Consider the following 15,702-nt stretch of genomic DNA (forward strand, 5'->3'; position numbering starts at 1 on the left):
ATTACTTTGCTCTTATAAATGAAAACTATCCATTTACAATAATGCCCCCATTTACATGTATCATTTGTCCAGTAACATAAGAAGAATCACCAGACGCTAAATATACGTATGCCGGCGCTAACTCATATGGTTGACCAGGCCTTTGCATTGGGACATTGCTCCCAAACCGAGAGACTTTCTTCTCATCAAAGCTCGATGGAATAAGCGGTGTCCAAATCGGTCCTGGTGCAACACCATTTACCCGAATCCCTTTTTGCACTAACGATTGAGAAAGTGATCTTGTAAAAGCTACGATTGCTCCTTTCGTCGCGGAATAATCAATTAACGTTTCATTTCCTTCATATGCAACGATAGATGCCGTATTTATAATGACATCCCCTTTCTTCAAATGAGAAAGGGCTGCTTTCGCAACGTGAAAATAAGAAAAAATATTAATACGAAAAGTCTTTTCTAGCTGTTCTGCTGTAATATACTCTAGTCCTTGCTGCGGATATTGCTGCGCGACATTATTTACCAAAACCTGTAAACTACCTAGCTGCTGGACGGTCTCTTGAACAACATCTTTACAATGCTGTTCATCACTTAAATCACCCGGCAACAATACACACTTTACACCTTCTTTCTCAACATATTGCTTCGTCTCATTAGCATCTTCTTCCTCATCTAAATAAGCAATCGCAACATTTGCTCCTTCTTTTGCAAAAGCGATGGAAACTGCTCGTCCAATTCCGCTATCTCCCCCTGTAATTAATACATTCTTTCCTTTTAACTTTTCGCTACCTTTATAATTGGGATCTTCAAACTGTGGTAGAGGATTCATTAATGATTCAATACCAGGCTGCTTATTTTGATGTTGCGCAGGCATTGTTATAAAGTTTTTTTGCTGTGGCATAGCTGCTTTCAACTCCTTTTCCTTAGCATGTGCACAATAAAAAGCTGAAATTCACACATCGGTTTACGATTAATATTCGAATTTAAGACACAAAATATGAATTGTTATAAACTTTTTATGCAAAACTATTGCAAAATAGATAAAAAACGAATATTATATATAACTGTTGTGAAAATTATTCGTAAACAGAAAGGATGTTTATATGTTTAACCTTTCAAAACATAAAACTTCTATTAAAACTGAAATTATGGCAGGTATTATTACCTTCTTAACAATGGCATATATCATTGTCGTAAACCCTGTTATCCTTGGAGATGCAGGTGTTCCATTTGAACAAGCATTTACAGCAACAATTATTGCTGCTGTTGTCGGAACATTATTTATGGCAATCTTTACAAACTTACCAATCGCAATCGCGCCAGGTATGGGATTAAATGCTTACTTCTCTTACTCTGTTGTAAAAGCGCATGAAGGCATGACTTTCGCAATTGCATTCTCTGCTGTATTCGTAGCAGGTATGATTTTAATTTTGCTATCATTTACATCTTTCCGTACAAAATTAATGGAAGCAATTCCTGAAAACTTAAAACATGCAATTACTGCTGGTATCGGGTTATTTATCGCCTTTATCGGTTTACGATTAACTGGTATCGTTACAAAAAATGATGCAAACTTAGTTGGACTTGGTGATCTTCACTCTGCTCCAGTTCTACTAGCATTAGCTGGACTTGGAATTACTATTATCCTTATGTCTTTAAATGTAAATGGCGCACTATTTATCGGTATGCTATTAACTGGTATTATCGCTTTCTTCACAGGACAATTAACATTCTCAAACGGTGTTACATCAATGCCTGGATTACCAGAAGGAATTATCGTTTCAAATCCAATTACTGCTGTATCTGACGTAATTAACTACGGATTATACGGCGTTGTATTTTCATTCTTCCTTGTTACATTATTTGATACAACAGGTACATTACTTGGGGTAGCTCAACAAGGTGGATTTATGAAAGACGGAAAACTCCCAAAAGCTGGACGAGCTCTTCTATCTGACTCATTCTCAGCAACTATTGGTTCTATGTTCGGAACGACACCATCAACAGCTTACATTGAATCATCTGCTGGTGTTGCAGCTGGTGGTCGTACTGGTTTAACAACTGTTACAGTAGCTGTTCTATTCGCACTAGCAGCATTCTTCGGACCATTAGTAAGTGCTGTCTCTGGTGTATCAGCTATTACTGCTCCATCATTAATTATCGTTGGTAGTCTTATGATGGGTTCAGTTCGCCACATCGATTGGGACGCATTTGATGAAGCATTCCCAGCATTTTTAGTAATCTTAAGCATGCCTCTTACATCAAGTATCGCAACAGGTATCGCACTTGGATTTATTTCATATCCACTTATGAAAGTGGCAAAAGGTAAATTCCGTGCTGTTCACCCACTTGTATATGTATTTGGAATTTTGTTTGCTTATCAATTGATATTCTTACCACATTAAAAAAGTAGAGCATCGAAATCCGATGCTCTACTTTTCTTTTACAACAATCATTCAAACTATAAAGGCACCTCCAAAATATGAAGAAGGTTATAACCTTTTAATACTTCTCTTCTACCTTTAATTCTTTACTATACTTTTGAATGAAAACTGATGAAATAACCATTACTATGCCCACACTAAAACCAATAAGTTGATCTATTAACATTTCATCATGAATAAACCAGCGAAGTAAAAATACGCTACCAAAAATAAACATCATAATAAACCCAGTATGCCTAAGTCCTTTATAGACATTTTCCATATGTATCACCTCTTCACATAACATTATCCATATTATACCATACAACCATCAAGTAACCGTATCGTCCTCTGACAATATGCAGCTACCTTTTGATCATGTGTAACAACTAACACTGTTTTTCCTTCTTTATTAATCTCTTGTAAAATACTCATAATTTTCTCCCCATTTTCTTGATCAAGAGCACCAGTCGGTTCATCAGCAAGTATAATTTTTGTATCTTGTGCTAAAGCCCTTGCTATTGCTGTTCTTTGCTGTTCTCCTCCTGATAACTCGTAAGGATATTTGTTAATATGCCTCTCAAGCCCTACCATTTTCAGCATTTCTTTTGATATTTGCATACGTTTCTTATGAGAAATTCTTCTATATATAAGCGGAAGCATTACATTTTCAACAACTGTATAATCATCTAATAGCGAAAAGTTCTGAAACACAAATCCAACTTCCGTGTTTCTATACTTATGATAATTTGACTTGAATGTACTCGTATCCATTCCATCTAAAAAATACTTTCCAGTAGAGGGGCTATCAATTAAGCCAATAATGTTAAGCAAGGTTGATTTCCCAGAACCAGATGGTCCCATAATGGCTATCATTTCGCCTTTTTCTATTGTAAGATTAATATCTTGTAAAGCACTAAAATTACTCTTTCCGTATCCCTTAGCCACATTTGCGAGCTGAATCATCTATAACACCTCTTTCATATATGTATTTTTATTTTTAGTACATTGAAATAAATGATTGCATATATAACGAGGATCATTACAAATGATAAAGCACCTATAACAACCAATGATTCTATAGAGACTTTTAACGTTCCAAAGAAAGATACTATACTATTTTCTAGCCCTTTCTGAATTTCAATTACTCCGCTATTCTCCCATTGAAAATACATTATGCCTATACATATCGCTAAAACGAATAGCAACATATACTCAATAATAAATGGAAGACATATTTGAAAAGTGCTTGCACCTAACGCTGATCTAATAGAAATATTTTTACGCTCCATATAAAGTGCTGCCATTGATGTTAATACAATAGATAGAAATGAAAAAAATAAGACTGTACCGCTTAATAATAAGGGGTATGACATATTATCAATACCTTGTTTTTCGTTTTCTAACAATTTATTCGGATTTGTAACATAATACGAATAACCCTTACCTTCTGTTACCTTTAATACTTTCTTTTGAAGTTCATTTATATTTATCTTATCATTTGTTTCTATAATTAACCCATTGTATAAAAGTTCTACACTATAGAACTCTATTTCTTCTGTTCCAATTGGTAAAATCGCCATGTCATCTAATAATGTAATACGATTATCCGATATTTCACCACTTCGAGGATATGTAAATGGTGAATTTTTTTCTAAAAAACCAATTACTTTTAGCTTCATTTTTCCAGATGGTATAACATCACCAATAGATACCTTTTCTATATAATTAGCCCCTAATATAACAGGTCTAATATCAAATACTGATTTATGAAATTCCGATTCCTCAAAATATCTTCCTTGTGAAATTCGTATACGAAAGTACTTATTAATATCTTTATCAACAATAAGAGTCTTTATCGTTCCATTTTCTTTTTTTAAACTAAGTGAATAGTTACGGAACAGATAATTAGTTTTATTTGTTATTGGTATCATATTAGATAACCCTTGCATGAAATGTTGATAATCATTTTTCGCTTTTTCTTCGCTAAACAAGGTTATATCTTGCGTCGCATAAAGTTCATAGAAATTTTTATGAGTCGATAAATTATTTGCTACCGTCATCATTTTTCGATATCCCGAAAGATTACTAACAAATTCTATTGCTGAAGAAAATGCAATAATTAAAGAAATTACTATAATCAAACTTGGTAACAACCGTTTTTTCACAGACCGTATAGAATCAAATATAAAAAACATGACGACCTCCTACGTTCTTAAATGTTTTCCGGGATATATATTTATAATGTGCTTGATTGGAATTACAGTAACAAAAATTGTAAGAAAAATTATAAAAATAACATTGCATATCAATACATATAGTGTTAACGGTTTTACTAAGTATGTCTGAAAATAAGTATGAATTGTTCCCGAAAATATTTCTAACGTAATAAAAACTAAGAACATCGCTGCTAGAGAAATAAACAAAATTTGAATATATAGTTCGCAGTAGATAGATATATTAGAAGCACCTACTGCTTTTTTTAATGAAATCTCTCTTTCTTTTTTATAAATCCAAAATAAAACCGCAGAAATGCCAGAAACAATTGCAACAAGAATAAATTTATAATAATACTTATTTGCTGGATCTATATGTGTCACATGTAGTTCTTGAAGATCTCGTTCATTCAGCATTTGAACATCTCCCGAAAGCACTTCTTTACTCCTACCCATAAACTTTTTTATTTCGTTATGAATAGATGATGTAGGATTAACAACTGTTAATTGTAATTGTTTACTCTCGATAATACCTTTTTTAGATATAGTAGGTAAGTTTTGAAGTGGAACGTATATGCCTGCTACACCGACGTCACTGTCTTTTCTTGATATAGTTCCTATTTTTTTATATGTATCATCAAATTCATATAACTCCTCTACATTCGTTTGATCGCCAACAACCATATCGTTTACATTTTCACGATGAAAATATTGTCCTTCAGAAATATATGGCTTCCAATAATAATCATCTTTTAAATTCACAGCTATGATCTTTGTTGCCCCTGAACTATTTAATGCTTTTAAATGCTCTACATAAATATCACTTTTAACAAAAGTATCTTGTATGAAAGGAATTATCTCTTCCAATTCAGTTGCATTCGCTATCGGAACAGTTAAAACTTGGTTCTTCTCTGGAAAACCGATTTGAAAAGCCGATATAAAGTTTCGTTTAGACTCTGTTAAAAGTGCGGCTATTGATATAGAAAGAAAAGAAATAAAAAATGACATAAGGAGAATTAAGAAAAACAGTTTATTGCTTTTTATATTTTTAAAAGCTAGGTACATGTCTGTGCTCCTTTTAAATAAGAAGGAGATGATGAACATCCCCTTCTCCTTATCTAAATATTTATAAAGACAACTGTTTAATGCTTTTTACCACTGTAATCGTAAGTTACCATTACTATCAAAAGTACCTTTGTGTGTATCTTCTTGATAGTCATTATTCTCATTTGCATAATGCTCCGAGTATAGTCCTTTTGCACCAAAGGCGTTATATGCACCATTACTCACAGTTGCGTTTAATGCTCTTCCAGATTCATGGGATCCTAATTTGTCTGAAGCGCTTTCAATATATGAATTATTTCCATTTGATTTAATAAAAGAAATTGCTACTGAACAACGAGATGCATTTTGATTCGTAGTAGTTTGAGCTCTGTAAGATAGTAGGTTACCGCTTTTGTGACCGCTTAGAGTTGGATAGAATGCACTTGTTGAGATTGATGTTGCTAATAATACTAAAGTCGTAATTGAAAAAACTTTTCCTTTCATTAACAATCACCTCATAAATTTAATAGTTTAGTAGCGCTACATCATCATAATATCCTTCAAATAAATTCTCCTCAACAAGAAACCCCGATGTTTTACAAACTCTTTAAACACTTAAACATTCATACATTTTTAAAAAGTAACGGATAAGCAAGCAATACAAAAAAAGGCTGCAGAGAACTCCATCTCCGCAGCCTAATACTTATTTTTGCAAGAACGCCTTTAAATCTGCAAATTGTCTCTTTGCGTCTTCATAGCCTTGCTCGTATAAATTTTGTAGTTTTGCTGTATCTTTTTCCATACGATCTACTTGAAGCGGCACTTCTGGACGAATAACAAATAAATTCCCAGCTTGTTCTTCTTTTTCAATGTAGTGAAGTGTTTCATTATACACTTCATAACGATTCAGCATCGTGTTAACAAGGTTCGGATATTTTTTATAAGCTTTCGCAGCAACCCATCCAAACTTTGATTTTTTCTTCGCGTAGCCATGATTTCTCGTTAAAATTACGACTGATTTTTTAAATCCATCTTCCTGTGCTTTACGAACTGGAATCGGATCTGAAATCCCACCATCTAATAATTGCTTACCACGGTAATTTACTACTGGTGCAATGAAAGGCAATGAACTAGACGCTTGTAATAAATTTAGCGCATCATCATTCGTTCCTTCTTTTTCAAAATAAACAGATTGCCCAGTTTCACAATCCGTCGTTCCTACAAGGAAACGTTCCGGGCTATTAAAGTATGTTTCAAAATCAAACGGCACATGCTTTTCTGGAATTTCATGAAAAATGAAATCCATATCAAATAACTGCCGTTTTCTCCATAAGTTTTTATACGATAAATATTTCGGATGTGATGCATAATCAATATTGACCGTTTTATTTCTATTTCTTTGTCTGGAAAGATACGACGCTGCATGACAAGCACCAGCTGATACACCAATTACATATGGAAAATATAAATCTTGTTCCATAAAGTATTCTAATATCCCGCCCGTGTACACACCACGCATACCGCCGCCTTCTAATACTAACCCCGTATTTTCAAGCATGTTACTCTCTCCTCTATATATATTGACTCTTTAATTATTCACCATGTTAAGTATCTTTTTCTATTATATATGAGTTCTTTCAGAAATTATATTTAAAAGACTTGAGAAAAAGGAGTTTTTTCTTCCAATTATATTTCCAAATGACCGGAGACATCCTTTATAAACCTTTGAATAAAATCTTGCTCTTCTTTCGTATATCCATCTAAAAGTAACAACCACTTTTCTTCAGCTTGCTTATGCAATTTTTCATGAGCTTTATATATTTTATTCCCACTTTCCGTTAAGCGGAAGAAGATTTCTTTTTGATTATCTAACATTTGCATCTTCTCAACGAATTGCTTTTGAAACAACTTTGTACAAATTTTAGAGATTGCTCCCTTCGTCATGCCCATTTCTGTCGTAATTGCCGTTACATTCATCAAACCATTTTTTCCGATACATTCGATTACATGTAACTCAGATAAAGACATACTACTTACACCTGTCTCATAAAAAAACTTCTCGTTTTGTCGTTTTAAATGTTCTTCTTTTTTATGCAAAAGTGTACGAATGTCCGACAGTATTTCCATTTGCTTCGTTGCATGCTTCAATCCGTTCGCCTCCTAAGTTTCCGAAGAAACAATTTAACTATATACCATTTTAAAATTATTTTTTCATCTTTACAAGTGAGAAAATCATGTTAAAATAAATTTAGTTTCCTAGGAAACTAAATAATAAGGAGGTTAACAAGATGAAAAAATCTAAACTAAATTTCATTTTATATGTTATCTGTATTAGTGCCTTATTCGGTTCCTTCGCTCAAAATATTTACACACCTATCTTACCGATGATTCAAAATTCTTTTCATACTTCTCTTTATCTTGTAAATGTAACAGTTTCACTTTTTACATTCGTTCTTGCGATTATGCAGCTCATATATGGCCCTTTAATTGATACAAAAGGGAGAAAATCTGTCCTTATTCCTAGTTTAATTATTAGTACGATTGCTTCAATCGGATGTGCTTTTTCGGCAAACATTTATTTATTTCTCTTTTTTAGAGCTGTTCAAGCTATAGGAATAGCGGCTATACCTGTAGTTTCAGCAACGATTATCGGCGATTTATTTGAAGGAAAAGAACGCGGAGAAGCGATGAGCCTATACCAAATGTTACTTGCCCTCGCACCTGCAATGGCTCCTCTCATAGGTGGTTATCTTGGCAGTATAAATGGTCACTTATCTGTATTTCTCTTTTTATCTACACTTGGCATTATCTTATTAATGATAAACATTTCACTACTTCCAGAAACAAAGCCAAATGTAATTAAGCAGTCTAAAGCACAAAAGAATTACTCTCTTATCTTAAAAAATAAAACTGGATTTTCTATTACTCTTATTGGCTTCATTCAATTTTGTATTTACTTTTGCTTTCTCGTTTTTTTACCGAGTATTTTAACAAATTCATTTCATTTAGCTGCAAATGAAATTGGTCTTATGTTTGTGCCAATGTCTCTTTCTATCATGCTAGGAAGTTTTTGCTACAAGTTTTTGCAAAAACGCCTCACAACAAAGCCAACTTTATTTATTACGAGTTTCTTCAATATTATATGTGTCTTTTTATTCTCTTTCACATATAACATCAATATCCCATTCATCATTATCGTTACATCTTTGTACGGTTTTAGTATGGGACTTTCTATGCCAACTCACACTACTTTATTAACAGAAGAATTCGTACAAGAACGTGCAACAGCTATCGGTATATACAACTTCATCCGCTATCTTGGTATGGGTACAGGGCCACTTATAGGTGGATTTCTTTTATTTAACCAAAATTACTTTTGGATTTTCTTCCTAGGCGCAATTATGTTTTTACTTGTAATCTTATATGCAATGAAAATGCTAAGTTTTCATGCTGTACAAAAATTAAAATAGAGCCCCCAAAATGTCGGCTCTATTTTACCCTCTTTGATCCGCAACAATATGAATATCAATATACTTTGTTTGTCTCATAATTTCATTTACAATAGAGCCTTTTCGTATTTCTTCCCACCTTGTTCTTGCAGATTGTCCAAGTAAAATTTGCGTCACTTGTAATCTTCTTGCGACTTCAATAATAACATCCGCTGGTTTTCTCCCTTTCGCCTCTTCTAATACAAAACTCGCATCAAATTGATTGGTTAACGATTTCCACTCTTCAATCGTCTGCTTTTTTCCAGCTGAAATAGAATCTATATTTTCCCTCTCAACGTTTAATACGTACAATTCAGCATTTAATCGATCAGCCATGCGCCATCCCCGTCTTATTAATTTCTCCGCTGTTGAACTGTATTGTACACAAACGAGAATTTTTTCTTTTACGCCAATTGGTTCTATTACTGTTTGGCTAATTTTCTCGTCCATATCATCGGCAACTTCTCGAAGTGATAATTCCCTAAGTGCTCCTAAATTATTAAGTGTAAAGAAGTTTTGTAAGCTTTGCTGAATTTTTTCTTCTTTATATATCTTTCCGTCTATTAGTCTCTTCCTTAATACCTCAGGCGTTGCATCAACGAGCTGAATTTCATTTGCTTTTTGTAAAATAAAATCTGGAATTCGTTCTCTTACTTTTACATTCGTAATTTGAGCTACAATATCATGAACACTTTCTAAATGTTGAATATTAAAAGCTGATAATACCGATATACCAGCCTCTAACAATTCCTGCACATCCATATAACGTTTCTTATGTTTAGAACCAGGAACATTACTATGAGCAAGTTCATCCACTACGACTACTTGCGGCGCGCGTTTTTTTATTCCTTCCACATCAAGCTCATAAAATACCTTTCCTTTATACTGTATTTCTTTCAAAGGAACTTTTTCTAAATTAGCAATTGCTTCTTCCGTCTCTTTTCTTCCATGCGTTTCAATTAAACCAATTACAATATCAATTCCATCTTTTTTCATTTCCCTTGCATCAAAGAGCATTTTATAACTTTTTCCTACGCCTGGAGCTGCTCCTACATATAGCTTTAACTTTCCCCGATTTTGCTGACGAATATATTCTAAATATTCCTCTGGCGTTCGCCTTTGAAACTTCGGTTCATAATCATCTGCATACAAAATAAACACTACCTTTCATTCGAAACAACGCTACCTCAATCCTTTAGATTGAGGTAGCACTGTTGCTATTTTATTAATTTCTGTAACTCTAAATTTAATTTTAAGACGTTCACACGATCTTCTCCAAACAAGCCGAGTGCAGCGCCTTCCGTTTGATCCTTAATCAATTGATTAAGTTTTTCTTTCGGAATATTCGTTAATTTTGAGATGCGATCCACCTGCACCGAGGCCGCCTTTGGACTAATATCAGGATCAAGCCCTGAACCTGAATTTGTCACTAAGTCTATCGGTACTTCTGTGACTGGAACAGTGGGATTTTGTTTCTTCCACTCTTCAATACTTTTCTCTACTCGCTTTGCTAAATCTGGATTAGATGGTGCATAGTTATTTGAACCAGATGCTTCAGCCTTATATTCAATACTAGAAACACGCCCTTGAAAATAACGTGGATCCGTGAAGTTTTGACCAATTAATTTAGAACCAATCACTTCATTTTTATCATTATATATTAGACTTCCATCCGCATTATCCTTCATCACTGCTTGTGCAATACCAGTAACAATAAGTGGGTATACAAGTCCACACAACACTAGAAATGTAAAAGTAATACGGATAATTGGTGATAGTATACTTTGTTTCTTCTCCATCTTTTTCCCCTCTTCCTTATATAAACAAGCCGACAATCATATCAATTACCTTAATTCCAATGAACGGAACGATAACTCCGCCAAGCCCATAAATAAGTAAGTTTCGGCTAAGCAATGCATTAGAACTCATCGGTTTATATGCAATACCTTTCATCGCTAACGGAATGAGTAATGGAATAATAACAGCGTTAAATATTAATGCTGATAAAATCGCTGACAGTGGTGATGTTAATTTCATAATGTTCAATGCTTCCATTTGCGGAATCGCAAGTGTAAACATTGCTGGAATGATTGCAAAATATTTCGCTATATCATTCGCAATACTAAACGTCGTTAAAGCACCTCGCGTCATTAACAATTGCTTACCGATTCCTACAACCTCAATAATTTTCGTTGGATTCGAGTCTAGATCAATCATGTTCGCCGCTTCTTTCGCTGCTGTCGTACCACTGTTCATCGCTAATCCAACGTCCGCCTGTGCTAATGCTGGAGCATCATTTGTACCATCACCTGTCATTGCTACAAGTTTCCCTTTATCTTGCTCTGCTTTAATAACAGCAATTTTATCTTCCGGTTTACACTCGGCAACGAATTCATCTACTCCAGCTTCTTTTGCAATCGTTGCTGCCGTTAACGGATTATCACCTGTACACATAACCGTTTTAATCCCCATTTGGCGTAACTGTTCAAAACGCTCACGCATACCCGGTTTTACTGTATCCTTTAAATAAATTAAACCATAAATACGATTATCTACTGCAACTACAAGTGGTGTTCCACCCTCTTTTGAAATTAAGTCTGCTTTTTGATTTACATCTTTCGGAATTATTCCGCCTTGTGACTCAACCCATTCAATAACGGCACCTACAGCACCTTTTCTCACTTTCGTTCCGTCTTGTAAATCAACACCACTCATTCTCGTTTCTGCTTTAAACGGAACAAACTCACCTTGTTCTGCAAGTTCTCTATTGTATGATATAGATTTTCCCTGCACATACTCGATAACAGATCGACCTTCTGGTGTTTCATCTAAAACAGAACTAATAGCGGCCCACTTTCCAACTTGCTCAATCGTTTCATTTCCTACAGGCAATAATGTATGAGCCATCCGGTTCCCAAAAGTAATTGTACCTGTTTTATCTAAAATAATTGTATTAATATCGCCAGCAGCTTCTACTGCTTTCCCCGACATCGCTAACACGTTAAACTTTGTCACACGGTCCATCCCAGCAATACCAATTGCCGATAATAGCCCACCAATTGTCGTTGGAATTAAACAAACTAATAATGCAACTAGCACAGCAGTATCAATTTGAAACCCTAAATAATTTGTAAAAATCGGCAACGTCACAACGACGATCAAGAAAATAAGAGTTAAGCTCGTTAATACTGTATTTAAAGCAATCTCATTCGGCGTTTTTTGACGAGCAGCTCCTTCTACTAAAGAAATCATTTTGTCTATAAATGATTCACCAGGATTACTCGTAATGACAATTGTAATTTCATCACTTACGACCATCGTTCCACCTGTTACGGAACAAAAATCACCGCCTGCTTCTTTTATAACAGGAGCTGATTCCCCTGTAATTGCAGATTCATCTACAGATGCTAATCCTTTGATTACTTCGCCATCATTCGGAATCATTTCTCCTTGTTTTACGATAACAACGTCACCTTTTGTAAGATCAGTTGCTGAAACTTGGACAATGTCTCCATTTTCTTTTACAACATTTGCAAACACATCTTTCTTCGACTGCTTTAAAGAATCGGCTTGCGCTTTACCACGACCTTCTGCTAATGCTTCTGCAAAATTCGCAAATAAAACTGTAAATAATAGAATGAGAGAAACTGTTATATTAAACCAACCTGGTATACTACTAGAACTACTTGGAAGAAAAGATAAAATGAACGTAATGATAAATCCAATTTCCACAACGAACATAATCGGATTCTTTATCATGACTTTCGGATTCAATTTCGCAATGGATTGCTTCATCGCATGTGTTACGATATCACGATCCATCGTTTTCGCTTGTCTAACTTCATCTTCTACAGCATGTATTTGTGACTCATTTAATTGTTTTTCTTTTACTACTACCGGTCTCATCATTTACCCTCCATTACTTCAATGTAAGAAATTCTGCAATTGGTCCGAGTACTAACATCGGGAAGAATGTTAATGCACCAACAATTACAATTGTTCCGATGAAGATGCCACCAAATAAACTATTATCTGTACGGAACGTTCCGACTGTTTCTGGCACTACCGTTTTTTCTTTCAACGAAGCTGCCACAGCTAGCATCGTAATTAAACTGAAGTAACGTCCTAAAAACATAACTAAACCAGTCGTAATATTCCAAAACGGTGTATTATCTCCTAATCCTTCAAATCCAGATCCGTTATTCGCAGCTGACGATGTATACTCATATACAACTTGCGTTAAACCGTGGAAACCGGAATGAGAAATAGCATCCGTCCCTAAATTTGTTGAAAGAGCTAATGCCGAAAAGCCTAAAATGAGCAATGGATGAAATAAAATCGTGACCGCGATTAATTTCATTTCCTTACCTTCAATCTTTTTACCTAAAAACTCTGGTGTCCGTCCAACCATTAACCCAGATATAAACACCGCGATAATTGCATACATAATAATGTTCACAAAGCCTGCTCCAACGCCGCCATATACTGTATTTAACATCATATTTACGAGTGGTACTAAACCACCAATTGGTGTTAACGTATCATGCATCGTATTAACAGCACCTGTTTCCGCAGCAGTCGTTACTGTCGCATAAAGGGAAGAAAATACTGTTCCGAACCTCACTTCTTTTCCTTCTGCACTTCCTTGTACATGCTGGATACCCATTTCATTTAATACTGGATTTCCATGTAATTCAGATGTCGTAATTGTGATAAATCCTAGTAAAAACATCATGAATAGTGATACGAAAAGGATGCGACCTTGCTTTTTATTTCCTACCATTCGTCCGTACGTAAACGGAAGTGCAGTTGGTAATAACATCATAAGCATCATTTGCAAAATATTACTCATTTGCCCTGGATTTTCAAAAGGATGCGTAGAGTTTGCTCCGAAAAATCCACCACCGTTATTTCCAAGTTCCTTAATGGACACGAATGATGCAACTGGTCCGCGTAATATACTTTGCTTTGCACCTTCAATCGTATGTGCTGTAACAGCCCCATCTAACGTTTGCGGTACACCAAGAGCGACAAAGATTAACGCCGTAATAAAAGCGATAGGAAGAAATACTCTCGTTAACGCTCTCGTAAAATCAACGAAAAAGTTACCGAGTTCTTTTCCAGCGAGCCCTCTTATAAATGCCATAACGAGCGCTAATGTCGTTGCTGGTGCTGCGAACATTAAAAATGTAATCCCGATTAATTGTGATAAATAAGATAAGCCATTTTCACCGCTATAATGCTGTAAGTTTGTATCAGCCATAAAACTAATTGCTGTATTAAAAGCGAGCGTAGGCTCCATTCCTTCAATATGCGCTGGATTTAGCGGCAATACACCTTGTAATCTGAAAATGAAATATACAATAACAATCATAAATCCGTTGAGTAAAACTAATGATAATGCGTACTGTTTCCACGTTTGATTGTATTCTTTTACACCCGTAATTTTAAAAATAATTTTTTCAAAAGGCCCGAATACTTTATCTAGCTTTTTGCTACCTTGAAAAGCTTTTTCTAAATAAATCCCCGTTGGCTTTGCTACTAAAATAAACAAGAGCATTGTAATAATGACTGCAACCCAAATCATAATGAATGATTCCCCCTAATTAAAACTTCTCTGGATTTAATAATGCATACACTAAATACACTGTAATTGCTGCGACAATAACCGATAAGACAATCATCATGATTGCTTTCCTTCTTTCACAACTTTATCTGACCAACTTGCAAGACTTGCCATTGATGCAACTAATAAAATAAAAATCCCGACCATTACAACATCTAACATAGCTATCCCTCGCTTTGTTTTTGTTAAAATTTACCATTTAAATGTTAAAAAAGAACACTGAGCTCTACTCAGTGTTCAAAAAATGAACAACAAAAAGTAAACCTCCTCTCTAAACGCTTACGAGGTTAGCTGTCGGATTCGGGCCTAAAGAGTAGCCCTACTTTCAAAACTGAAAGATTCACCCCAAGTGACGATGCACAAAATTGGTTCCCCCGCTCCATTTCTGGAACTCAGCGATTTTAGGTTTTTTTGGAAATTTTATGAATGATTTATGAGAGTAAATATACTCCTCTATATTTCACTTGTAAAGGGGTAAATTACTGAAAATAATAATATTTACATTCATTTAAACGCTTACATTGAAGATTATTACTATTATTTCATCTATTTTCTTTATTTCTCTTCTCTTTTCTTAAAAATGACCTTTTAAATATGAAATAAAAAGAGCGAATGAGATGAAGTGCATAGCTTGTTGCACTCAGCATTCGCTCTTTTTATTCAACCTTTATTCTCCTCGTAAAAATGCACGTAAATTTCTCCCGCGAATATAAACTTGTGTCAATTCTGCATGTAGCTGCTCATACTCGGTAATATCCACCTCTAAATACAAAGCATCTTTTGATGGTAATATAATATACGGCCCTGGAAAAAGGGGATCGATCTGAACCAATTCTTGAACTCGCTCTACCGATACTGCCCAACGATTTGCTATATCTCCAAGTAATAGTACCTTCATCATTTCTTCCCCCGCC

16 protein-coding genes, 1 pseudogene and 1 riboswitch are annotated in these 15,702 nt (G+C 34.8%); of the genes and pseudogenes, 2 read left to right on the forward strand and 15 right to left on the reverse strand.

Features of this window, described 5'->3' with window-relative positions; genetic code table 11:
- Positions 1–25: 25 nt before the first annotated feature.
- Positions 26–892: an SDR family oxidoreductase gene (locus B9A45_RS26420; RefSeq protein ID WP_084065470.1), complete on the reverse strand. Its 867-nt coding sequence runs from the start codon at positions 890–892 to the stop codon at positions 26–28.
- Between the two features lie 202 nt (positions 893–1,094).
- Here B9A45_RS26420 and B9A45_RS26425 point away from each other — a divergent pair, with 202 nt between their 5' ends.
- Entirely contained in the window at positions 1,095–2,396 is a 1,302-nt protein-coding gene (locus B9A45_RS26425; protein WP_000482710.1) for an NCS2 family permease, read from the forward strand.
- Positions 2,397–2,493: 97 nt separating this feature from the next.
- Here B9A45_RS26425 and B9A45_RS26430 read toward each other — a convergent pair whose 3' ends face one another.
- The 7 genes and pseudogenes from B9A45_RS26430 to B9A45_RS26460 all read right to left on the reverse strand — a co-directional run bounded on the left by B9A45_RS26430 (position 2,494) and on the right by B9A45_RS26460 (position 7,822).
- A complete protein-coding gene (locus tag B9A45_RS26430) occupies positions 2,494–2,697 on the reverse strand; it encodes a hypothetical protein (RefSeq protein ID WP_000432806.1) in 204 nt (67 codons plus the stop codon).
- 32 nt (positions 2,698–2,729) lie between these two features.
- The gene (locus B9A45_RS26435) at positions 2,730–3,380 is read right to left on the reverse strand and encodes an ABC transporter ATP-binding protein (RefSeq protein ID WP_000615295.1); all 651 of its coding nucleotides are present in this window, start codon (positions 3,378–3,380) and stop codon (positions 2,730–2,732) included.
- Positions 3,381–4,612: pseudogene (locus B9A45_RS26440) on the reverse strand (ABC transporter permease).
- Between the two features lie 9 nt (positions 4,613–4,621).
- Positions 4,622–5,695: an ABC transporter permease gene (locus B9A45_RS26445; RefSeq protein ID WP_000280228.1), complete on the reverse strand. Its 1,074-nt coding sequence runs from the start codon at positions 5,693–5,695 to the stop codon at positions 4,622–4,624.
- A gap of 87 nt (positions 5,696–5,782) precedes the next feature.
- Positions 5,783–6,178, reverse strand: coding sequence for a hypothetical protein (locus B9A45_RS26450; protein ID WP_000676983.1), 396 nt, complete (start codon positions 6,176–6,178; stop codon positions 5,783–5,785).
- Between the two features lie 199 nt (positions 6,179–6,377).
- Positions 6,378–7,232 (reverse strand): patatin-like phospholipase family protein, encoded by an 855-nt coding sequence (locus B9A45_RS26455; protein ID WP_084065472.1) that lies wholly within the window; start codon positions 7,230–7,232, stop codon positions 6,378–6,380.
- Between the two features lie 128 nt (positions 7,233–7,360).
- Positions 7,361–7,822, reverse strand: a complete 462-nt coding sequence (locus B9A45_RS26460; RefSeq protein WP_084065475.1) for a MarR family transcriptional regulator — start codon at positions 7,820–7,822, stop codon at positions 7,361–7,363.
- Positions 7,823–7,962: 140 nt separating this feature from the next.
- Here B9A45_RS26460 and B9A45_RS26465 point away from each other — a divergent pair, with 140 nt between their 5' ends.
- Positions 7,963–9,144: an MFS transporter gene (locus tag B9A45_RS26465; RefSeq protein ID WP_000748708.1), complete on the forward strand. Its 1,182-nt coding sequence runs from the start codon at positions 7,963–7,965 to the stop codon at positions 9,142–9,144.
- A 24-nt stretch (positions 9,145–9,168) separates the two neighbouring features.
- Here B9A45_RS26465 and kdpDN read toward each other — a convergent pair whose 3' ends face one another.
- The 7 genes from kdpDN to B9A45_RS26500 form a co-directional block, all read right to left on the reverse strand.
- Entirely contained in the window at positions 9,169–10,323 is a 1,155-nt protein-coding gene (gene kdpDN, locus B9A45_RS26470; protein WP_003283246.1) for a KdpD-like non-kinase potassium sensor, read from the reverse strand.
- Positions 10,324–10,379: 56 nt separating this feature from the next.
- Positions 10,380–10,961 (reverse strand): K(+)-transporting ATPase subunit C, encoded by a 582-nt coding sequence (gene kdpC / locus B9A45_RS26475; protein ID WP_000412599.1) that lies wholly within the window; start codon positions 10,959–10,961, stop codon positions 10,380–10,382.
- Between the two features lie 16 nt (positions 10,962–10,977).
- Entirely contained in the window at positions 10,978–13,068 is a 2,091-nt protein-coding gene (gene kdpB, locus B9A45_RS26480; RefSeq protein WP_001247992.1) for a potassium-transporting ATPase subunit KdpB, read from the reverse strand.
- Between the two features lie 13 nt (positions 13,069–13,081).
- Complete coding sequence (kdpA, locus tag B9A45_RS26485) at positions 13,082–14,749, reverse strand: potassium-transporting ATPase subunit KdpA (protein ID WP_000638322.1); 1,668 nt, start codon at positions 14,747–14,749, stop codon at positions 13,082–13,084.
- 19 nt (positions 14,750–14,768) lie between these two features.
- Entirely contained in the window at positions 14,769–14,849 is an 81-nt protein-coding gene (gene kdpF, locus B9A45_RS26490; protein WP_000973728.1) for a K(+)-transporting ATPase subunit F, read from the reverse strand.
- Positions 14,846–14,950, reverse strand: coding sequence for a SipW-dependent-type signal peptide-containing protein (locus B9A45_RS26495; protein ID WP_000887894.1), 105 nt, complete (start codon positions 14,948–14,950; stop codon positions 14,846–14,848). Before B9A45_RS26495 ends, kdpF begins: the two co-directional genes overlap by 4 nt.
- A 100-nt stretch (positions 14,951–15,050) precedes the next feature.
- A riboswitch (cyclic di-AMP (ydaO/yuaA leader) is annotated at positions 15,051–15,196 on the reverse strand.
- Positions 15,197–15,455: 259 nt separating this feature from the next.
- On the reverse strand, positions 15,456–15,689 hold the full coding sequence (locus B9A45_RS26500; RefSeq protein WP_001985933.1) for a hypothetical protein: 234 nt from the start codon (positions 15,687–15,689) through the stop codon (positions 15,456–15,458).
- Positions 15,690–15,702: the final 13 nt, after the last annotated feature.

Source organism: Bacillus sp. JKS001846 (genome assembly GCF_900176455.1).
GTDB classification, from domain to species: Bacteria; Bacillota; Bacilli; order Bacillales; family Bacillaceae_G; genus Bacillus_A; species Bacillus_A cereus.